This is a genomic window from Shewanella sp. SM23 (assembly GCF_025654295.1).
GTDB classification, from domain to species: Bacteria; Pseudomonadota; Gammaproteobacteria; order Enterobacterales; family Shewanellaceae; genus Shewanella; species Shewanella oncorhynchi.
Genome location: NZ_JAKKRM010000004.1, coordinates 248,157 through 270,111, shown reverse-complemented (window position 1 = coordinate 270,111; position 21,955 = coordinate 248,157). Strand labels below are relative to the sequence as shown.

Here is a 21,955-nt window from a genome sequence, read left to right as displayed (position 1 = left end):
AAAAATGGCCTAGAATTTATTCTAGGCCACTTTAATAAGGCAGGCTTAAATCAAGCTGAAGACTAACTTAACGGGTACCGTATACCACGATTGTCTTACCATGAGCTTGGATCAAATTCTGTTCTTCTAACATCTTCAAGATACGACCCACAGTTTCCCGTGAACAGCCAACGATTTGGCCTATCTCTTGACGAGTGATCTTAATCTGCATGCCATCAGGGTGTGTCATAGCATCAGGTTGTTTAGCCAGATGTAATAGAGTTTGAGCAATACGGCCTGCAACGTCTAAGAATGCAAGGTTACCCACTTTCTGGCTGGTACTTTGTAGGCGATAGGCCATTTGCGCAGACAGCTTCATCAGAATTTCAGGGTTAACTTGAATTAACTGTCTGAATTTCTTATATGAAATCTCAGCGATTTCACAAGCTTGCTTAGCACGAACCCAAGCGGTACGTTCGGCTTGTTCTTCAAACAAACCTAGTTCACCGATAAAGTCACCTTGATTCAGATAAGAAAGGATCATCTCCTTACCTTCTTCATCTTTAATCAATACCGCTACAGAACCTTTTACTATGTAATAAAGGGTATCTGAGTCTTCACCAGCATGGATAAGAGTGCTCTTTGCAGGGTACTTATGAATGTGACAGTGTGATAAAAACCATTCCAAAGTTGGATCAGGTTTTGGCTTACCAATCAGAGCCATGTTGGTGTTCCTCGATTGATTAAAACGAAAGTAAGAGTATTCTAAATAAGCATTTTACGTCAATTAAACTCACAAAAACTTGATGGAAGTCTTAGTTTAGAATAAGTGAATAAATGCAATTAACCATCTAAAATTAGAGCTTATTTTGCTACTTTAGTGATTTAAGTCAACTAAATCGATATGAAACTCGCTGGATTCACTTAACTCTGTCGAGTTAATCACATCTTACCAGTCTATTTCAGCAGTTTTATTATAGATTATGAATAAAATATGCCACTAAATTACACAATAACATGTTTCACTTTTTAAATTTGACATTCCATTTGGCTTAACTTCCCCCATTATCCTGAGGTTTGTGTGTATTTAGGCTCGACTTATGGGGTTAATTCTGGCTAACTTTGAGGGCAGTTGTTTTTAAGAGAGGTAAGCAAGTGAAATACAGATTATGGGTTTTAGGTGCAGGTTTAAGCTTAACAATAGGGCTGAGCTCTGCGGCGCACGCATTTTCTATCCCGCAGCCAGCAGCTGAACTTGCGGCCAGTAAGTTTGTGCATATTCAGGTGACGGCAGAGCAAGGTGATGCCGATGCCCAATTTTTGCTGGGATTAATGTATCTCTCCGGACGTTTTGTGTCGCAAGAAGTGCCGACTGGATTGCACTGGATCTCACTTGCCGCCGAACAACAACATGAAAAAGCGCAGCAAACCTTAGCGGATCTGTCATTTGAAGGCCAATTGATCAAGCGTGACTTGTCAGTCGCTGAGCATTGGTATAAAGCGTTGAGTGAGCAGGGCAGTCGTTGGGCTCAATTCCGTTTAGGCTTTATTTATGCGTCTGGCGGTGACGGTGTGCAGCGCAACTGCGGTAAAGCGGTCGAGCAATTTTCCCAAGTGGGTGATGATATTGCCTTAGGTAATGTGGCGTGGATTTTAGCGACTTGCCCCGAAGCTGAGTATCGCGATGGTAATAAAGCGGTCGAGTTGTCCTTAAAATTACTCAAAGTGAATGAAAACGATCCTACAAATCTTGATAATTTAGCCGCGGCTTATGCGGAGTTAGGTGATTTTGGTGCTGCTATTTCGACGCAGCAGAAAGCGATCGAAGCGTTGAAAATGAATGCTGAAATGACTAAGACTGATGAGTTTATGCTGCGGTTACAAACCTACGAGCAAAAGCGTGCCTATCGCGAAACCTTACGTTTACTCGAATAGGTATTTCTTCATCATCGCTCTCTAGTTAACTGCTATTTTTATTTTAGTATTGATTAATGCATTGATTCATAAATTGAAAAATAAAGCCTGAGTGGATACTCGGGCTTTTTGTTTTTGATTAAGGTTAACCGAGTGTCCAAGAATCCAGAATGTGATATTCGACACCCGTGCTTGTGCTTTTTGAATGATATAAATGCAAATTATCGGGCGTTAACGTCAGCGTATTCATACCTTTGAGTTGCAATAAAGCCGACTCATCTAGTGTCCATTGTTTTGCTTTTCTAAATAAACTGATGTGCGGGCAAAAGCTGTGCTCACTCCGATGTAATTGCAGTAGGTCGGCAATTTCTTGCGTCTGTTTAGCTAATTGCGCTAACGGCGGCTCAATATCATCGCCTTTCAAGCAAGATACTTGCGCATTGGGCCATACATCGAGCTGGTTAAGCCGAACGCTAAATCTTGGTTTCACTAAGCGGTCAACCGCATCAAGGAGGGCGATTTTTTGCTCGTTGTTAGCTTGACCCATAAAGCAGAGTGTTAAATGCAGATTGCTGACACTCACCGCTTTCGCCTCTGGATTAAGGTGGCATATCAATTGCTGCTGCAATTCACTTAGATATACCCTTTGACTATCTGTGGGAGCGAAGCCGAGAAATAGCCTTTGTTGCATCGGTTTATCATCCTTTTGGAGCGCTTAATATGGATTATCTCAGCGAACACTTTGACGTTAAGCGCATTTGAGCGTTAATCTAGCTGTTGAATTTATCAGCTAATTTGTGACTCAAGCAGACGTTTAATTTACTGTGAGCCTATACTTAATGCACGTCGATAATACCTTAAATGGATTTTTAGGTAAGGAAGAGACTTTTCATGTCAGTAGGTTTAGCTAATCCACTCCAACAGGCTTTGGTCAGTATTTTTAGTGAATCCCCGCTAGAAACCTTAGAGCAGAATGTTGACAGAGCGCTTGAGACTATTACTTTGCAACTGCATTGTGACGGGGTATTTGTATTAACCGGAAGCCAGTCACTGGATCGTTTACGCACGCGTAATCTGTATTTAAAACCTCAATTTGCCCAAGGCCAACAAACCCGAGTCTGGCCCTTGGCACGAATGCCATTTTTTCGCTCTCTTGTCCGTACTCCGCGTCTATTAAATCTGGCTGATGTGAATACCTTACCTGCCGATGCTCAGGCTGAGCGGGCTTTATTAAGGGATTGGGACGTCAAGAGTCTATTAGTATTGCCGCCAGTCGTGTTTGGCGAAACTCGTATTGCCTTGGGGGCCGTTAATTGCTCCGAATGTTGTGAATGGAGCGAAGAGTTTATAAGTGAGTTTAATCACGCCGCTGTGATGATTGGCTCTGCGATGGAATTGACGCGTATTGCTTTAAGCATGCTTGCCAGTGAACATAAATACTGTGAAGTATTCAACCAGTTGCCCTTAGCCTGCGCCTTGTTAGATAAGCATGATCAATTGACTATGCTGAATAAAGTCGCTCTGCAAACCCTGCCAATTCAACATGGCTATGATTTATTCGACATGGTGCGTGAGGAAGAGCACGCCATGCTAACCGATACCTTACATGTGGTACGAGAAGGCGTGCTCGGCCAAGCTTGGTGTGAATTACCTTTAAAATCAATTCATCAATTAACTTGGTTGAAACTGAGTTTTAGCCAGATTAGCGGCGATAAAGATACTTTAGTCATGATTGCCGAAGATGTCAGTGAAAAGTACCGCTTAGCCGATGAGTTATCCTTCCATGCCAATTATGATGCACTTACGGGTTTACCTAATCGGCTACATTTCGAAGCCCTATTAGAAAACCTACTACATGCCCACGACGATATGCCTATTTGCGTGGCATTTCTCGATTTAGACCAATTCCAAGTCATTAACAATATCAGTGGCCATCAGGCGGGCGATAAGCTGCTTTGCCAAGTCGCATTACGTTTGAAACAGCTCGTACGTAAAGGCGATATTGTTGCCCGTTTAGGGGGCGATGAGTTTGGTATCCTGATGCATTACTGCAATGTGGACTCTGCGAAACAGATTGCTAAGCGGATTTGTACCCAGTTAGCAAATCATGAGTTTATTTGGGAAAGTCGTAGTCACAATGTCAGTGTTAGTATGGGGATTGCTAGGCTAGATAAAAAATCCGCCGATATTTATACCGTCATGAGTCAAGCTGACGCTGCTTGTCGATTAGCGAAGGATCAAGGCCGAAATGGCTGGCATTTATACAGTGCGAGCGATCCTAAAATGAACCGTCTCTACACCGAGATGATGGCCTCTGTTGATATCGTCGGCGCACTCGCGTTAAACCAATTCGAGCTTTATTTTCAAAGCATAGTGCCGTTAAACCGCGAGGAAACTGGCTTACATTTAGAGATCCTACTGCGTATGGTGCAGACTAACGGCACTATAGTGTCTCCAGCTATCTTCTTACCCGCCGCCGAGCGATACAACTTGGCTTCTAAGGTTGATCTTTGGGTGATCGATAATTTGCTCAAGTGGGGTGGTAGTCATTTAGATATTTGGCAGCAATTGGATCTTGTGTCTGTGAATCTGTCGGCAACCTCTTTGGGCGATCATGAGTTTATGAATTGGCTAGAAATGCGTTTGATGGCCGAACCTGAGCTGGTGGATAAGCTTTGCATCGAGATCACAGAAACCGCGGCTGTGAGTCAGCTCGATCAAGCCACAAAGTTACTCGAGATACTTCGTCCGCTCAATTGTAAATTAGCCCTCGATGACTTTGGTGCAGGCTTTTCTAGCTTTGCTTACCTTAAGCGCCTCAATGTGGATTTTGTAAAGGTTGATGGCCAATTTGTCGTCAATATTTGCGAAGACTCTGCGGATCAGGCGATCGTAAAATCCATCTGCCAACTTGGTCAAGATATGGGGTTTGATGTGGTTGCTGAATTTGTCGAATCCCAAGAAATAGGGTGGAAATTGCAAGCCTTAGGCGTCGACTATGCTCAAGGTTACGCCATCAATAAACCGATACGCTTAGCTGAACTACAGTCAGGGCTCAGTCAACCTTGGCTCGAAAAACGTGAGATTTTTGCTCCCTATCCACAGCTGTAATCTTGGGCATGGCAGCCTTGAGCGGTTACGTATGTCAGCACTGACTTGATAATGTTTGCTGCGAAATGGTACTCAAAGCCGATTGTTAGTACACTGACGCCCTGTGTTGGCCGCTGATGTCTTTTTCTTGAACTCTCTACCTATTCATAGCTTATTAGCACCGCTGCGCGCGGCTTTTTCTCGTCACGCTCAAGTGATCCTCGAGGCACCGACAGGTGCGGGTAAATCAACGGCGTTACCTTTGGCTATGTTGGATTGGTCAGAAATCAGCGGACGCATTTTAATGCTCGAACCGCGGCGTGTCGCGGCGCGTAGTGTGGCGCACTATATTGCCAGCTGTCGCCAGCAAAAGGTGGGACAAGAAGTCGGCTATCGCGTCCGCGGTGAAGCTAAAATCAGCGCCAATACCCGTTTAGAAATTGTCACCGAAGGCATACTGACGCGAATGATCCAACAAGATCCCGAGTTAACTGGGATTGGAATGATCATCTTCGATGAAATTCATGAACGTCACCTCACAACAGATTTAGGTCTTGCCCTAGCGCTCGAAGTGCAAGCTTCACTGCGGGATGATTTAAAGATATTAGCTATGTCAGCGACTCTATCTGGTCTTGCCTTAGCTGAACTCATGCCAGAAGCGGTGACCTTGCACAGCGAAGGCCGGAGTTTTCCTGTCGACATCGAATATCGCCCCGTGCCCACGCAGCAGCATTGGATCGATCATCTTGGCCGCTGCGTGCTCGAACTGGTCTCGGCCAGCAGCAGTGCCAGTGTTGATAAAACGGCTGCCAATAATGCCGTGCTCGTGTTTTTACCCGGTAAAGGGGAGATATTACGATTACAGCAGTTTTTGCGCGAGCGCTTAGCGGACGATGCTTTTTTGATTTGCCCTCTTTATGGTGAACTTTCAGGGGCCGAGCAAGATAGCGCGATCGCTGCAACTATAGATGGCCGGCGCAAAATCGTGCTAGCGACTAACGTGGCGGAATCGAGTTTAACTATTGAAGACATAGGGTTTGTCATCGACAGTGGCTATAAACGACAAGCGAGTTTTAACCCTAAAACCGGTGTCACCCGCTTAGGCTTGAAACGTATAAGCCAAGCCTCCGCAACTCAGCGTAGTGGTCGCGCCGGGCGTTTATCAGCGGGTGTGTGCGTTCGCCTGTGGAGCCAAGAAGAACATGGCCGCATGCTCAGGGCCGATGAACCCGAGATCAGCCAAGCGGATCTGGTGGCTATGGCCCACGATTGTGCTTACTGGGGCGCAAAATCCTTTAGCGACTTGATGTTGTTAACGCCGCCACCAAGTGTGCATGAGGCACTGGCGTGGAAACTGTTACAAGATTTAGGCATGGTCGATACTCAAAATAAACTCACTCCCCACGGTAAAGCGGCCTACGAGCTAGGGTGTCACCCAAGGCTTGCTCATATGTTATTGGGCGCAAAAAGTTTGGGCGCAAACAATGGGGGAGTCAATAATGCTAACGAACAAGCAACGCAATTGGGCAGTTTGGCCTGCTTGTTGTCGGGGGTTTTAGAGGCGCGCGGTTTGCCTAAAAAGGGCGCCGATATCATGAATTACCTGCACTTTGCCTGTCATGGACAAGCTGGGCAACAGGCAAAACAGTGGCAGAAAAAGCTAGGATTAGCGGCGGATTTGTCTAAGATAGCGACCCATGCACACCACAGCGATGTGGGGTTATTATTAGCACTTGCTTATCCGGATCGTATCGCTAAAGCCCGCGGTGTTGAGGGCTACCAATTAGCCAATGGTACTGGCGTCGTGCTCACAGCCGATGATGCATTGGCGCAAACGCCGTGGATGGTGGTGGCGGATTTTCAAGAAACTGAAGGCAGAAACGCTGGGCGGATTTACTTAGCGAGTCAGCTTCAGCCAAGCTTGTTCGACGGCGAGCTAAAAGGTTTGCTGGACATTCATGAGATTTGTGGCTGGGATGAAGCTAAAGGTCGAGTGATTGCGCAGCGCCAATACAAGGTCGGACAAATTTTAGTAAAAACCGAGACGATTGCTAAGCCTGAACGTAAGCAAATTGTCGCGGCCTTACTGGGCTATATTCGCCAGCAAGGATTACAAATCCTCAATTGGAACGCTAACTTAGAACAGTTTCAATACAGGCTCAAACTGGCAACTGAGTTTGACGTGGGCAGTGACTGGCCCAAGGTTGATGATGAAGCATTATTAGCGAGCCTAGAAACTTGGCTGGCGCCTTACCTCGAAAATGTGAATAATCTGCCGCAATTAGTTAAGCTCGATTGCTTTGGTTTTGTGGCAAACTGTTTGAGCTGGCAGCAGAAACAGCGACTTGACGAGTTATTGCCAACTTCCTGGCCGTTAGTCACCGGTACCTCTGCGCCAATAGCATACGACGAGTCTGGGCGTGCGCTACTGCGTGTACGTCTGCAAGAAACCTTTGGCATGGCGCAGAGTCCTATGTTGGCGCAGGGTAAACTAAAGGTGACGATGGAATTACTCTCTCCGGCCCAGCGCCCATTGGCTTTGACGGCGGATTTAGCCAGTTTTTGGCAGGGACCTTATGTGGAAGTGAAAAAGGAAATGCGCGGTCGATATCCAAAACATCTGTGGCCAGACGATCCTGTGAATACACTGCCGACAAAATTTACCAAGAAGAAAACCTTGGGTTTAGCTCAGCCCTAGCACCACGCCGATGGTTTTATAACATTTTGTTATGAAACACTTTGATTCGCACCACGTTAGCTTTGTGCCTATGGCTGATGTCTTTAAATGCATGAATGATGAAGTAGATATGACAACTAAGACGACAAAAAAATCACCCGCTTCCCGTCGGGCTAATCATGGCCGCGGTTTATTTCGACGAATTTGGTCTATCAGTTGGAAATTAGGCTTGGCTGGATTAGCTGTAGTGACTTTTTACAGTATTTATCTTGATCAAATTATTGCGCAAAAATTTGAAGGCCAAAAATGGCATTTGCCCGCGCAGGTGTTTAGCCGCTCTATGGCGCTGTACCCCGGTGCGGCAGTCAGCCATCCGCAAATGATGGCTGAGCTTAAGTTGCTCGGCTATCGCAAAGTCGCTAACCCACGCCAAGTGGGAGAGTTTTCGGCATCGAGCACTCGTATTGAATTGTGGCGTCGACCGTTTTTGCATCCTGAAGGCGATCAAGTCGAACAAAGAGTCATGATCAGTTTCGACAGCAATGGCATCAGTTCGGTCACTCGAGTCTCAGACAAGCGTCAACTCGCCGTATTCCACCTTGAGCCAGTATTGCTCGACCGTATTATTACTGGCGATGGTGAAGATAGGCTGTTTGTGCCGACCGAAGAAATGCCAAAGTCGATCGTGCAGGCGTTACTGCTGGTGGAAGATCGTAGTTTTTATGAACACCATGGTGTGAATCCATTCGCGATTGCGCGCGCGGCTTTTGTGAACATCAGCGCCGGTCGCACTGTGCAAGGGGGCTCGACGTTAACTCAGCAGTTAGCGAAAAACTTTTTCCTTTCGAGTGAGCGTTCCTTGCTGCGTAAGGTTCGCGAAGCCTTGATGGCAGTGATTATAGATTTCCGTTACAGCAAAGACGAAATCCTCGAAGCGTATCTTAACGAAGTGTACATGGGGCAGGATAAATCCCGCGCCGTCCATGGTATGGGTTTGGCCTCACGTTTCTATTTCGGCCGTCCTATCAGTGAGTTGACTATTTCCCAGCAGGCATTCTTAGTGGCTGCGATTAAGGGACCGTCTTACTACAATCCATGGAAATATCCGGATCGTATTCAAGAACGCCGTGATCTAGTATTGCGTTTGTTAATGGATGCGGGGGATTTAACCACGGCGGAGTACAAGGTGGCGGTAGAGTCACCCTTAGGGATCCGTAATCTCAATAAACCAGCACATCAAAAATTGCCTTCCTTCTTCGCCTTGGTAAAACAGGAAGTGAACGAGCGTTATGGCGATGCGCTATTGAAGCAATCTGGGGTGAAAATCTATACCACGCTCGATCCTATGGCCCAAGAAGCCGCCGAAATTGCGGTGACTCAAACCCTCAAGAGTTTAGATAAGAGCAATAAATCATTGCAGATTGGTATGGTCGTGACCGACAAATACACTGGCGGTATTGCGGCTATGGTCGGCGATAAAACCCCGGGATTTGATGGCTTTAACCGCGCGGTTGAAATTCGTCGTCCTATTGGTTCGTTAATTAAGCCTTTTGTGTATGCTACGGCTCTGGCACCTAATAGCCAATTTACCTTAGCGACACCTCTTAAAGATCAACCTATTACCTTAAAAAGCGAGCAAGGTAAGACATGGTCACCACAAAACTTTGATAAGAAGTTCAGTGGTCAGGTGCCTTTGTTAACGGCATTGAAAAAGTCGATGAACGTACCGACGGTAAACCTTGGGATTGCTGTGGGTGTGGATGCGGTTGCAACAACATTGGCTAAATCGGGTTGGCAGGAGCCGTTAAACGAGTATCCCTCCATGTTACTCGGCGCCGTCAATGGCTCGCCATTAATGGTAGCGCAAGTGTACCAAACCTTAGCTGATAGCGGTGTTTACCGTAAGTTAACCACAGTGACCGCTGTGCTAGATTCTGATAAGAACCCATTGCCAGTGACGCGATTGCCTAAAGAGCAAGCTATAGCACCTGAGACAGATTTCTTAATTCAATTTGCTATGCAGCAAGTGGTAAATACGGGAACGGCGACGCGTTTAGGTAATGCTTTCCCTGGCGTTGGACTTGCGGGTAAGACTGGCACCAGTAACGACAGCCGCGACTCTTGGTTTGCGGGCTTTGATGAGCGTAATGTCGCCGCCATTTGGGTTGGGCGTGACGATAACGGCAAAACCAGTTTGTATGGTAGCAGTGGCGCCATGGCCGTTTATCTTGCCTTCTTAAAGGAACGTCCACCTATTAGTCTGCGCTCAATCCCTGTGAACGGCGTAGTGAAGGGCTTTTTTGACCGAGATACAGGTGTGGCTAAGGAATCCACTTGCAGCAATGTCGATGCGCTTCCGGCATTAGCTGCGACCTATCGTCCAGTGAATAACTGCGGCGACCCTTTGCAGTGGTGGCAGAAAATTTTCTAGGTTAATAGGGTCGATAATGGGCCAATAACGCACTTATGCGTTGGATATAAAACCTTTTAGTCAGTAGAACCTGTGCCGATGGAAGTGGTGTGATCGAGGGCAAACTCGGGGCGCCAATCTTCCCTTTGCACGGGACGTTAATCCAAAGTGAGAAATGACATGTTTAAAACCGCTGCCGCTGTGCATATTTTAGTGAAACACAAAGAACAGGCTGAGGATATTGTTAAGCAGCTGAATAATGGTGCTAATTTTGCTGTGCTCGCTAAGCGTTTTTCCTCTTGCCCCTCGGCCAAAAAAGGCGGCGATTTAGGCGAGTTCAAAAAAGGCCAAATGGTGCCACAGTTCGATAAGGTTGCATTTTCAGGTGAATTACTGGTGCCACATATAGTGAAAACTAAGTTTGGCTGGCATGTGGTTAAAGTGTTGTATCGCACTTAATACCCCAGTAATAAGCGCATCTTCACCGAACGTTATTTTCGACTAATCAAATAGATTGGAATATTAAGGAGCGATGAGCATGACCTTTAGTTTTAATACCGAAGATGCGAGCCAAGTTTGCGTGGGGGCATTTGCGCTGGCGGTGCCCGTGGCATTTTCAGAGGAAGCTTGGCATCTCGGCGAAACCTTGCCTGTGCTCAATCTCGCCATGCTCTTTAGTTTATCGCTGTTATTTCTAGGGGTTTTTACTTACCACAGTGTGTTCCAGCAAAATATTAGTGCCAGAGTCCCTGTGTTTATTTTCCGCATCGTAGTGGCGTATTTGCTCACCGCGCTGGTGGTTTTCCTCGTCCTGCTGTGCCTCGATAAAGTGCCTTTTTTTGAAGATCCGCTGACCTCGATAAAACGGATTATCGTCATCACTATGCCAGCCTCTATGGGCGCCATTGTGGTGGATAGCTTCGATAAGGAATGATGCACCTTAGCCAAACCTCATGACTTTTGTCACTGGTGGATTAGGGTTATTTTGCGCATACTCATTCCCATACTCTGACTTTGATTGATGTCTAGAGTCGAAATAAGCCTGAGTTTTTAGCCTGATAACAATAACGCCACTAAATAAAGGAAATGACTATGAATACTGGAGCCCTCGCTTTACTTATCCCGATACTCGCCATTGTTGGCGGATATGTGGTCGCGATTATGAAAATCCGCGACAAGCAAGGTGTGTCGAGTCGTGAGCAAGAGGCCGAAAATCAAGCCTTGCGGGCCGAGTTAGCTACCTTGCGTCAGCGTGTCGAAGTGCTAGAGCAGCTAGTCACTGACGATAGTTTTCAATTGAAGCGTGAATTTAAACAAGTCTAACTATTTGTTCCTTGTTCAATGGAAGGCGCTAGCCTGTTAACCTAAGTTAATACCCTTGTAATTTGTTTGGCTTTACAAATGTGGGCAGGGTGTTACTTTGTACATCTTCCGTGGGATCAAGTCATCGGGTGAGTTAAATACCTAATTTAAGGTAGACTCGTGATAATTTTGTTATCCATCCCTGTATTGAGTTATTACAAATAGAGTTTATATGTTTCTAGCGCCTTATTTTTCCGAGCAAAATCAAGCCATTTCCGTTTCAGCACAACAAGCCAGCGACTTCGCGAAGAAAATTGCGCAGGACTTTAATCCCATACACAATGTGGGCGCAAAACGCTTTTGCGTGCCGGGAGATTTACTGTTTGCCCTAGTATTGACTCAATATGGCCTGAGTCAGAGCATGAAATTTAGCTTTGCGGGTATGGTGGGCGCGAGTGTCGAACTGCAATTCCCGGAACAAGTGAGCGAGAGTTTTTCAATTCGCGATGGCCGCGAAAAAACCTATCTTAATGTGAGCCGTCAAGGCGATGTAAGTTGTTGCGATGCGCAGACAGAATCCTTTATTCGTCAATATGTTGCTTTCTCTGGGCATAATTTTATCGATATCCTGATCCCTTTGATGAAACAACATCAAGTGATGATCAACCCAGACCGACCTTTAGTGATTTACGAAAGCATGTCGTTTGATTTAACCACCCTCGATTTTGTGCAAGTGACCTTATCACTCGTTGACCAAGATTTAAAAATCGATGGTAAACGTGGCGATGTGACACTGCACTTTGAATTACACAGTGGCGATACTTTAGTCGGCACAGGTATCAAAACCTTAGTCATGAGTGGCTTACGCCCTTACGACGAGGCGCTGGCGCAGCAAATGTGCGCCACCTATGAAGGTAGTAAAACTGATTATTGATTGACGGAACAATTGCATGGCGTTTTATCGATAGATAAAACGCCATGCAATCCTTGCGTGATGAAATGCGAGGGGATTAATGACCGTTGATTGAAAGTTGAGAGACGATTTGTGAGACGTTTTCTGCCCCGTTGCGTATTTCTCCCATCACCAAAGTTACCTCGGCTAACTGTTGTTTCCCTTCCTGTGCGATACCTTCAACTTCGTTCATCATGTCTGTTGCACTTGTGGTGAGCTGGGTATTTTTAGTGACTACGGCGGCAATTTCACTGGTTGATTTACTGGTTCTGGAAGCGAGCTGCCTCACTTCATCGGCGACAACCGCAAAACCTCGGCCTTGTTCACCCGCACGCGCGGCCTCAATTGCGGCATTTAATGCCAGCAAATTGGTTTGATCGGCAATCGAGCTAATGGTCGCGACTATGGCTTGAATACTTTGGGATTGCTCATTCAGTTGAGTAATCGCCTGAGTCGTTTTATGGGTTTGCTCAGCAATGGCATTGGAGGTATTCACGGTCGCATTAAGCAACTTAACGCCTTGTTCCGCTTGTTCAACGGTACGTTGCGATGTGGTGAGCGCAATATTTGCGGCTTCACGCACAGCGTGGCTTTGCTCGATCCGCTTGCTGATATCACTGGCGAACTTAACAACTTTAACGACCTTTCCATGTTCATCCATAATGGGATTGTAAGCCGCCTCCAGCCAAATTGAGTCGCCATAGGCATTTTTGCGCTCAAATAGCCCTTTGCTATAGCGACCTTGCTTAAGCTCGTCCCAAAAGTGTGGATTTTGTCGATAAAACTCATCAAAACAGAAAATACGATGGTGTTTACCAATAATCTGCTCTTTGCTAAAGCCCATTGTCTTTAAGAAGTTAGTATTGGCTTTCAAAATCGTGCCATCGGTAGTGAATTCAATAATGGCTTGCGAGCGATTCAAGGCATTAAAAATGGCCGCTTGGTCATCAAGTTGGTGCTTATCTTGGGTGATATCAACGGCTGTTTTCATTATTTTAACGACTTTACCTGCCTGTTTTATAGGGAAGTAAGTGGCTCTAAGCCAGATCTCTTGGCCATTTTTATTCACTCGTGCAAAATTGCCTTCCTGTGGATGACCTGCTTTTAGATTACTCCAAAATTGCTGGTAGGTAGCAGAATTACCATAAACCGCTGAGCAAAATAGTTTGTGATGTTGGCCTACAACTTCATTAAGTGAATAACCTACCGTTTTTAAAAACAACGCATTAGCATCGAGAATTATTCCATCAGGCGTAAATTCTACTGTGGCAATACTGTGCTTAATCGAGTCGATGATCGACTCCGCTTCTTGGCGCTTGTTTTCGCTCACTTCTAGGCCTTTACGTAATGAAGAATTGAACACTGAGATACTCCTGATGAGCTTAACTGACTCAAAAACCGCTGGTCTTTATTGAAAGCTCGATATAACGAGCTGGATACACAGATAAATATAGCTGTGATTTTAATGTGTGGTTTATTTCTATGAAACACGCGATCGGGATCTATATACCTAAATTGAGCAAAAGAAGATCACTTTTCTTTGGTTTTAGCTCGACTAGGCTTTGGTTTTAGCCCGACCAGACGTAGCGGATAACGAATTTTAGCATGCGATTAGACTTAATCAGATTGAATTAACGCTAAAGAAAAAGCTGCCAAAGGGCAGCTTCTTAAGTGTCATCTATGCTCGGCGGTTAGCTTAGTTTTTCAATCTTAGCTGGCAGCCCTTGTCTGGCCGAAGCGCCACTTGCCCAATCCACCAGCGGGTAGCGGCCGTGGCGACTCGGATCAAACAGATTCAAGTCGTTCATATTGATGCCGACTCGGATCAGCGGATTGGCGGCGATTTTAAGGTTGTCGATCACTACGTCCCGCGCGCCGAGTTCCTTATGACCATAACCGTGTTCGATAGCGATACAGTCAGGGTGCACTCCGGCAACACATTCCACTAAGGCGATTACACTGCCGTTGGGCGTGCTGATCTTGACCGTGTCACCTGTGCTGATCCCAAGGCGAGTGGCGGTTTTTTCGTTCAGGCGCACCGGATTATTAGGGTGTACTTGGCGTAAACGATCCGAGCCAATACTCATAGAACTCATGGTATGGGATTTGTAGCTGCTGATCAGCAATGGCCACTGTGACTTATCAAACGCCTTATCGAGCGGGGTACCATCGGCCAAGGCGGGTTGATATAAGCGTGGGCAGCCACTCATAAATTCCCCTGTGAGACTGTTACGGCGACTGCCCACTTCGGGATTCCACAGCATCATAGGTTTTGGCCAAACCTTGGTTGGATTCCCCACTTCATCCCGTGCACCGCTCATATTTTCAAAGCGGCCGCCGCGGGCAAATAAGTAGCTGACTTTTTTGACTTCATCTGGCTTGAGTCTGGCGTTGAGCTCACTTTGAATACGACTCACACCGCTAAGATACATGTCCTCAGCGTTAATATCGGCGACGGCTTTACCCAAATAGGCTACATTGGCGGCGCCATAGAGTGAGTAATCCGCTGCGCGCGTTAACGGATGTAAGCTGCCATCTGCTGCCTTAACGGCATTTTCGCCAAAGCCAGGTAGTTGCAGTTTTATCGCCACTTGGCTCAAGAAAGATTCCATGCACACCACATCGCCACTGGCCATTTTTGTGACCCTTGGTTCGACAATCGGCCAGCGACCTGTCGTTTCCTTCGTCAGAGTCCCATGCCAAGAAGGGCTCCAACCCCATGACTCGTAGGTTAAGGTGTCGGGCACGATATAATCCGATAGCGCCGAGGTTTCGTTAATAAAGCTGTCGATACTGATAAACAGTGGTAGCACTTTGGGATCTTTCAGTTGTTCACCAATGGCTTCACCTAGGCCCGCTTGACCATAAATCGGATTGCCCATGTGGTTAATCCATGCTTTGAGTCGATAGGGATAACCGTGCACCGCCGCGGTTAAATGTTCGCCCAATAAGGGCGATGAAATCGGGAACCAAGGCTCCTTAGCAGGATAAGGCGATTCGCCCGCTTCGACTTTACGGCGATACTCTGAGGTTTTCTCGTAGGGGAATTTAGATCGCGATAGGAATATGCCCTTAGGCTCGACCATGCCGTCAAACTCCTGCAGATTATACCTTGGGCCTTTACCAAAGGCGGGAAAGGAACCGCCGGAAGCTAATGCGCCACCTTTTAAATTGATGTTACCTATCATGGCGTTGAGCATCATGATTGCCCACGCGCTATAAAAACCATTGGCGCTCATTGTGCCGCCGTGGGAGATCACTGCGGCTTTAGTGCCATGGCTGGTAAATTTATCCGCAAGGGCGATAATTTGCGCCTCGCTGATATCGCACTCCTTGGCATAGTGTGTTATCTCGAAGCTCTGCGCCGCTTCACTTAACAGTTGGAAACTAGATTTAACCGCAATCATTCCCTTAGGTGTGTCGACGCTTTGGTCAACGTCGAGCTTAGCTTTCTGACTTTGGCTAGCCAAAACTATCTTGCCACTCGCGGCATCGACAACCAACTGCGAGTCTTGCTCGCCATAGGCTTTGCCGTCGAAAGGTAAGCCAAGATCGCTGGCAAAGAGATATTGGCCATATCTTGGATGGGTCGGTTCGCTGACGATCAAGAAACCTGCGTTACTAAAACCACGGTAACCTGATGCTTTTGCGGCATCGACATTGGGCGCACTCAAAAAATCGGCGGCATAGCGCTCGTTATCAATAATCCAGCGCAACATGCCCATGGCGAGGGCCGAGTCGGTGGCGGGGCGGATCGGCAGCCAAGTATTGTTACCCGCGCAAGGTTGATTCGAGGTATTGGGCAGCATGGGCGACACCACCACATAACTGAAATTGGTGTTATTCACCCGCGCGTTAGCCAATTGTCTTGCTTGGCGTTTAAAGGGATTGCCCGATTGTTGCGGTGAAGTGCCGATAAAGAGTAAAAATTCACTATGATCCCAATCGGGTTTTAAGTGGGCGTATTTTTTCAAATCATCCAATAAAGCGCCCGCTCCAGCACGGTAGGTAAATCCACAGTAAGCGCCGTGGTTGGCAAAGTTGCGCGTGCCAAAGCTGTTGAAGGTGAAGCGTTTGATAATGGCATCGCGGCCTTCATCTGATGCGTTTGAGACCAGTAACTGGTTGGCCTTAGGGCCGTATTCTGGATTATTGGTATCGAGCGGCGTGACGATATCACGAATCGCTCTTAAGCCTTCGACTTGGCCCTCACCAAATAAATTACCACCTTCGACGACTTCATTCAGCAATTGCTCAAAGCTAATGCTCTTCCATTGGCCACTGCCGCGCTTACCCACGCGTTTAAGGCATTGGGTAACGCGGTGTGGGCTATCTAATTGTTCTAGCATGGCATTACCGCGGGCGCAGGCGGTGGAACGTCCTTGCAGCCCTTGTTCTTGAAAGGCGCTAAGCCCAACAAAGGCGGTTTTGATAGGCGTATCGAAATCGATATGTTCCCGCGATGACAACGGATGATAAGGATTACCGCTGATACGGATGATTTTATCGGTTTTTTGATCGATACGAGCGCGCACGCCGCATTTGGTCCAGCAACCTAAGCACATAGTATTGGCTATGCGTTGATCGTCATTGCTGATTAACTGGCCTGACTGTAAATCGACTTTGTATTCAGGTGCTAAGGAATTGCCGTGCAGCGGATCTTGGGTTGGTTTTCCTGAGGTACCATTGACGACACCTTTACCTATTTGCGCTAATGTATGGCTATAACCCGCGGCAAATAATCCCACACCACCCGTTACAGCGGCCCCTTTGATAAAACGACGTTTACTCTTATCCATGATGGACTCCTTAATTCTGTAAACTATTTGGGTGCTCAGCGAGCAAGTTTTGCCGCAGGCGTTTGGCGAATAAGTTCGGAGACCAGCGCCATTAATGCTAACCAGAGGCCGAAGGTACCAGCTATTCCTAATAGCCCTTCAGGTCCCCAAGGCAGTTGATAGAGATAAGTCCCCGCGCCGTATTTAGGATCGGTTTGCGCTTGAATTAGCACTATCCAGCGAAATCCCCACGCAAGGTGAATGGCCGTGAGGCTGACGATTAGCATTGCCATATTGGGTAAGTGACGAATGGCGAGCATCAGTGCCAGCACGGCGAGTGTGACCAGTACCCAAATTGCTGCCAGTTGCCAGCTTGGGCTGGTTTCAAGCAATAATGCGGCTTCGGGGGCCGAGCCCTTATCGAATAACGCCCAGCCGATAAGGCATAGGGCGAATAGACCAAAACTCGCTCTTACCCAGAGTAATAGGCTGTCTTGGGTGCGCTGTTGGTAGCCCTTTAATAGTCGATTCAGTATCACCAAAGTGCCGCAGGCGGCGAGCAGGGCACTCATTGCCATCAAAGGTGGCAGCCAATAGGTATGCCATAGTGGCCGCGCCTCAATGGCCATGGTTTCCATGCCAGTGTAGAGGGCGATACTGCAGGCACTCAGGGCCGTGATCAGTGCGATCGGCTTGATGAATTTGTCACTGTTCCAATCACCGAATCTCAGTAATTGGCCTATTTTATTCACCCAATCTGAGTCTTGATTCGTGGTGTGCTTAGGCAGATATTGACGTAATAGCAGCCAAGCAAACACTGCGCTGGTGCCCGAGAATACGGGCAGTAAAAAGGCGCCATACCACATCCAAGAATCGGGGCGAACTTGCGCATAAAAATGCCAAGCCCGCAGCGGTTGGTGTAAATCGGCGAGTAAGGCGATAGGGGCGACTATGCCTGCGGTTAACATTAAACAGGCGCAGAGCTTCAGCAATCTGTCATCGGGTTTGGGTTGGCTAAACAAGTGTATTGTCGCTACCCATACACTGGCGTAGGCGAGCCCCATCATAAAAAAGTATTGCACTGCCCAAGGTAGCCAAGTAATGGCGATATCTGGGGTAAAGATTTCTTTAATGACCATGGTGGATCTCCTCGCCAGTATCGGTAAGTAAGGTTCTAACGGGGGCTTGGCCGCTAATCTTGTCCTCAAAAGCGCTGCTCATGCCGATGTAGAACACCCGTGGCGCAGTGTTGGCCGTCGGTTTGAGCACCTTGATATCGGTTTTGTTGGCGGCAAGCAGTTGGCTTATCTGGCTGTTGGGATTATTCAGATCGCCAATCACACGGGCTTCTCCTACGCAGGTTTCGACACAGGCAGGCAGTAATCCTGCATCTAACCTATGGGCGCAGAAGGTACATTTGTCGGCGGTATTGGTGTCGTGGTTGATAAAGCGTGCATCATAGGGGCAGGCTTGCACGCAATAGCCACAGCCAACACACCATTGATTGTTGACGACCACTATGCCGTCCTTGCGCTGGAAGGTCGCGCCCGTAGGACAAACTGGGATGCAGGGCGGGTTTTCGCAGTGATTACAAAGTCTTGGCAGCATTAAAAACGCAGGCGGAGTGGTATCTTCCTGCTGCGAGACTTCATACTGCTGCACTGTGGTGCGAAATTGCCCGAGGGGCGGTTGATTCTCGATAGTGCAAGCGACGGTACAGGCTTGGCAGCCCACACAGCGGCGCAAGTCAATTACCATACCGTAACGTTTACCCACTTGGCCTTCGCTGGCACTGTGCATTTGAGGGCTGCGCTTATCATCCTGTGCATATACTTGCACGACAGGGATGAGTGCGGCGCCAACACTGACGCAGGCCATTTTGCCGAGAAACTGACGTTTACTCTTGTCCATACAGATTTCCTTCACTACTTGCAGATGGCGAATAAACTGGCTCATAGACCTAGAGTTAAGGTTTATGGCGAGGTTTACAGGCATTCTGTAAAAGGGGAGGCGGCATAACTATAGTGGTTTTCCACATATCGGGTGTGGACTTGATCTAGCGCAACAAATATCCGTTAGAATAGCCTTCAAAATGCTAGGGTTTTATTTTTTGTTACTTGAGTTTGGCCTTTTCTTAGCTTGAGTTGGACTTGATTTTAGTGTGAGTGACTGGGGATAAAGGATTGCACTTCATGTTATTGAGGATGATGAAAACTGTGTTTCGCTTAGCTGTATCGGTCAAGTGGCCGTTATCGATTCTGAGCACTCCACATTCCGTGGCAATACCGAGAAAAAAGCCAAGGAACGCAGTGTTATTCCTATGCTTGCTGGCTTCGGTTAAGATGTTTGCTGCGGAGCCACTAAATCAAAGTGCGCATTTGGGATTAACTGACCCTGAGGTTGTTGCTCAAGTTGCTATCGAAGAGCCCAGTTATCAAGTGGTCGATGTTGGCGTGTTAGCCATCCGCGGTTATAAGGCAACCATCAACCGCTGGCAACCTTTGATGGGGTGGCTCGAAACCCAAATTCCCAACAGTTACTTTAGGTTACATCCTCTCACCCTCGATGAGCTAGCTAAGGGCGTTAAAACCCAAGGGCTCGATTTTGTGATCACAAACCCAGGGCAATCCGTGTTGCTGGCGCGGCAATATTCCCTTACTTGGTTGGCGACCCTGCGCAGTCCGTTAAATCATGGCGCGGCAATGCAAGTGGGTTCGGCGCTGGTGGTGCGCGCCGATTCGCCCTATCACACCTTAAGTGATCTCAAGGGGCGTCGGCTCGGGATCGTATCGAAAAATGCCTTTGGTGGTTACTTGACCTTAGTGTACGAAGCGCAGCTAAAGGGCATAGATTTGCCTCGCTTTGTGGGTGAGATTATTCCGCTGGGGTTCCCGCTAGATAATTTGTTGTATCAGTTAGATGATCAAAAAAGTGGTGATGATGCGGCGAAAGATAATCGACTGGATGCGGCTGTGGTGCCCGTGTGTCAGCTTGAGCAGATGCAAACGGAAGGTCTTATTAACATCGCCCATTATAGAGTGCTCGATAATCAAGCGCCTGCGGGATTTAATTGCCAAGTCTCGACTCACCTTTATCCCAACTGGTCTATGGCAAAGACTAATCGCGCCTCCCAGTCTCTGGCTAAAAGTGTGACTCAAGCTTTGCTAGCGCTGCCTGAAGATCATCTCGCCGCTAAGTCTGCTGATTCTGCGGGCTGGACCACGGCCGTGAGTCAGCTTGCGATCGATCAACTGCTTAAAGATCTCGATATGCATCCTTTGCAGGCACCATGGTGGCAAAGGGCGTGGCAGTGGATCAAGCTACATCAACAATGGGCTTGGCTTGTTTTGGGGATTTTGGTTTTACTCAATGTGTATCATTTTTGGCTTGAATACCGCTTTAGTCGCCGCGGCCGTGAGTTGATTAACACTCAGCGTCAGCTCAATGAAAACCGCGCGTTACTGGAACATGCCCAGCGTATTGCTATCGCGGGCGAGCTTGGCGCGAGTCTCTCCCATGAACTCAATCAACCTTTGGCGGCGATTGGCCATTATTGTCATGGCGCCGAAGTGCGATTACAGCGGGGGACTAGCCCTGAGGAGTTGCAATCTGTATTGGCGCTGATCCAGCAGGAAGTCACGCGCGCCGACAATATTATCAGTCGCTTACGTAATTTATTGAAGAAGCGACCTGTGTCGAAACAACCTTTGTATCTGCATGAGTTGGTCAATGATACTGTGCCGCTGCTCGCCTATGAGTTTGAGCAACATCAAATCAATCTTGCCGTGAATGTGAGCGGCGAGCCCTATTTACAGTCCCTCGATGAAGTTGGCATGCAGCAGTTGTTGCTTAACTTGCTGAAAAACGCCTTTGACGCCTGCGTTCAGCGGTTAGAGCTTGAATCCAGTGGCACCGAACAGAGCATCACGCAAAAGCCATACACACCCACGATCGATATCGATCTTCGCTATCAAGAATGTACGCTCTTGCTGACGGTCACAGATAATGGCACAGGGTTAACCGAAGAGACCAGTCTGCTGATGCAAGCATTTTATTCCACTAAATCAGAGGGGTTAGGTTTAGGCTTAGTGATTTGCCGTGATATTGCCGAGAGCCATGGTGGTACGTTTAGCCTAGAAAGCGCTATGGGTGGCGGTTGCCAAGCGCAGGTGGCTATACCGCGTAAACCTGAACCCAATGGAGCACAATAATGAGTCTTGATCTATCTGTGTATTTAATCGATGACGATGACTCAGTGCGTCGTTCTTTGCGTTTTATGCTTGAAAGTTATGGCCTTAAGATCACCGACTTTGATAGCGCCGAAGCCTTTTTTACCACAGTTGACTTAACACTACCGGGTTGTGCGCTGGTCGATGTGCGTATGCCGGGTTTGAGTGGTCAGCAGTTGCATCTTGAATTAGTGGCAAAAAATAGTCCGCTAGCGGTGATTTATCTCACGGGTCATGGCGATGTGCCAATGGCGGTAGATGCGCTTAAATTAGGTGCGGTGGATTTTTTCCAAAAGCCCGCCGATGGCGCTAAGTTAGCCGAGGCGGTCGTCAAAGCGTTGGAACATACCAAGGCGCATCATCAAGACAATCAGTATCTTGAGACTTATCAAGCGCTCACGCCAAGGGAGCGGGAAATACTCAACCTGATTGCCCAAGGCCTGAAGAACCAAGAGATCGCCGATAGTCTCTGTATTGCCATGCGCACGGTCGAGATCCACCGTGCCAATTTGATGAAAGGCATGCAAGTGGGATCGCTGGCGGAAATGATGCTGATCTACAGTCGGATCGCTGAACGCCTGCGTCTCGAATAAATCCGCTGGAATTTACCTTTTATCGCGCTAA

The 21,955-nt window shown here is 47.5% G+C and carries 16 protein-coding genes; 10 read left to right on the top strand and 6 right to left on the bottom strand.

Annotation, left to right across the window (positions count from 1 at the left end; all coding sequences use genetic code 11):
* Positions 1-67: 67 nt before the first annotated feature.
* The gene (gene crp / locus L5L98_RS07650) at positions 68-703 is read right to left on the bottom strand and encodes a cAMP-activated global transcriptional regulator CRP (RefSeq protein ID WP_006080082.1); all 636 of its coding nucleotides are present in this window, start codon (positions 701-703) and stop codon (positions 68-70) included.
* Between the two features lie 431 nt (positions 704-1,134).
* Between crp and L5L98_RS07645 the strand changes: the two genes are divergently transcribed.
* Positions 1,135-1,914 (top strand): tetratricopeptide repeat protein, encoded by a 780-nt coding sequence (locus L5L98_RS07645; RefSeq protein ID WP_168827664.1) that lies wholly within the window; start codon positions 1,135-1,137, stop codon positions 1,912-1,914.
* 124 nt (positions 1,915-2,038) lie between these two features.
* Here the strand turns inward: L5L98_RS07645 and thpR are convergent, their stop codons facing one another.
* On the bottom strand, positions 2,039-2,584 hold the full coding sequence (gene thpR, locus L5L98_RS07640) for an RNA 2',3'-cyclic phosphodiesterase (RefSeq protein WP_198571946.1): 546 nt from the start codon (positions 2,582-2,584) through the stop codon (positions 2,039-2,041).
* A gap of 200 nt (positions 2,585-2,784) precedes the next feature.
* Between thpR and L5L98_RS07635 the strand changes: the two genes are divergently transcribed.
* The 7 genes from L5L98_RS07635 to L5L98_RS07605 all read left to right on the top strand — a co-directional run bounded on the left by L5L98_RS07635 (position 2,785) and on the right by L5L98_RS07605 (position 12,306).
* Complete coding sequence (locus L5L98_RS07635; protein WP_198571945.1) at positions 2,785-5,004, top strand: putative bifunctional diguanylate cyclase/phosphodiesterase; 2,220 nt, start codon at positions 2,785-2,787, stop codon at positions 5,002-5,004.
* Positions 5,005-5,107: 103 nt separating this feature from the next.
* Positions 5,108-7,681, top strand: coding sequence for an ATP-dependent helicase HrpB (gene hrpB / locus L5L98_RS07630; protein WP_263139762.1), 2,574 nt, complete (start codon positions 5,108-5,110; stop codon positions 7,679-7,681).
* Positions 7,682-7,772: 91 nt separating this feature from the next.
* The gene (gene mrcB / locus L5L98_RS07625; RefSeq protein WP_168827694.1) at positions 7,773-10,091 is read left to right on the top strand and encodes a penicillin-binding protein 1B; all 2,319 of its coding nucleotides are present in this window, start codon (positions 7,773-7,775) and stop codon (positions 10,089-10,091) included.
* Positions 10,092-10,250: 159 nt separating this feature from the next.
* A complete protein-coding gene (locus L5L98_RS07620; protein ID WP_006084190.1) occupies positions 10,251-10,529 on the top strand; it encodes a peptidylprolyl isomerase in 279 nt (92 codons plus the stop codon).
* Between the two features lie 79 nt (positions 10,530-10,608).
* The gene (locus L5L98_RS07615; RefSeq protein WP_006080091.1) at positions 10,609-11,004 is read left to right on the top strand and encodes a DUF2391 family protein; all 396 of its coding nucleotides are present in this window, start codon (positions 10,609-10,611) and stop codon (positions 11,002-11,004) included.
* Positions 11,005-11,162: 158 nt separating this feature from the next.
* Positions 11,163-11,393, top strand: a complete 231-nt coding sequence (locus L5L98_RS07610) for a hypothetical protein (RefSeq protein ID WP_006080092.1) — start codon at positions 11,163-11,165, stop codon at positions 11,391-11,393.
* A 211-nt stretch (positions 11,394-11,604) separates the two neighbouring features.
* Complete coding sequence (locus tag L5L98_RS07605; protein ID WP_263139755.1) at positions 11,605-12,306, top strand: DUF3581 domain-containing protein; 702 nt, start codon at positions 11,605-11,607, stop codon at positions 12,304-12,306.
* A gap of 76 nt (positions 12,307-12,382) precedes the next feature.
* Here the strand turns inward: L5L98_RS07605 and L5L98_RS07600 are convergent, their stop codons facing one another.
* From L5L98_RS07600 to dsrO, 4 genes are all read right to left on the bottom strand, one after another.
* A complete protein-coding gene (locus L5L98_RS07600; RefSeq protein WP_263139752.1) occupies positions 12,383-13,687 on the bottom strand; it encodes a PAS domain-containing methyl-accepting chemotaxis protein in 1,305 nt (434 codons plus the stop codon).
* Between the two features lie 328 nt (positions 13,688-14,015).
* On the bottom strand, positions 14,016-17,123 hold the full coding sequence (locus tag L5L98_RS07595) for a tetrathionate reductase subunit A (RefSeq protein WP_263139750.1): 3,108 nt from the start codon (positions 17,121-17,123) through the stop codon (positions 14,016-14,018).
* 35 nt (positions 17,124-17,158) lie between these two features.
* Positions 17,159-18,241, bottom strand: coding sequence for an NrfD/PsrC family molybdoenzyme membrane anchor subunit (gene nrfD / locus L5L98_RS07590; RefSeq protein WP_263139748.1), 1,083 nt, complete (start codon positions 18,239-18,241; stop codon positions 17,159-17,161).
* Positions 18,231-19,013 (bottom strand): sulfate reduction electron transfer complex DsrMKJOP subunit DsrO, encoded by a 783-nt coding sequence (dsrO, locus tag L5L98_RS07585; protein ID WP_263139745.1) that lies wholly within the window; start codon positions 19,011-19,013, stop codon positions 18,231-18,233. The genes nrfD and dsrO overlap by 11 nt, the downstream gene beginning before the upstream one ends.
* A 281-nt stretch (positions 19,014-19,294) precedes the next feature.
* Between dsrO and L5L98_RS07580 the strand changes: the two genes are divergently transcribed.
* Together L5L98_RS07580 and L5L98_RS07575 are read left to right on the top strand one after the other, a co-directional pair.
* A complete protein-coding gene (locus L5L98_RS07580; RefSeq protein ID WP_263139743.1) occupies positions 19,295-21,313 on the top strand; it encodes a sensor histidine kinase in 2,019 nt (672 codons plus the stop codon).
* Positions 21,313-21,924 carry a response regulator transcription factor gene (locus L5L98_RS07575; protein ID WP_263139742.1) on the top strand — a complete coding sequence of 204 codons (612 nt, stop codon included), beginning with the start codon at positions 21,313-21,315 and terminating at the stop codon, positions 21,922-21,924. Before L5L98_RS07580 ends, L5L98_RS07575 begins: the two co-directional genes overlap by 1 nt.
* Positions 21,925-21,955: the final 31 nt, after the last annotated feature.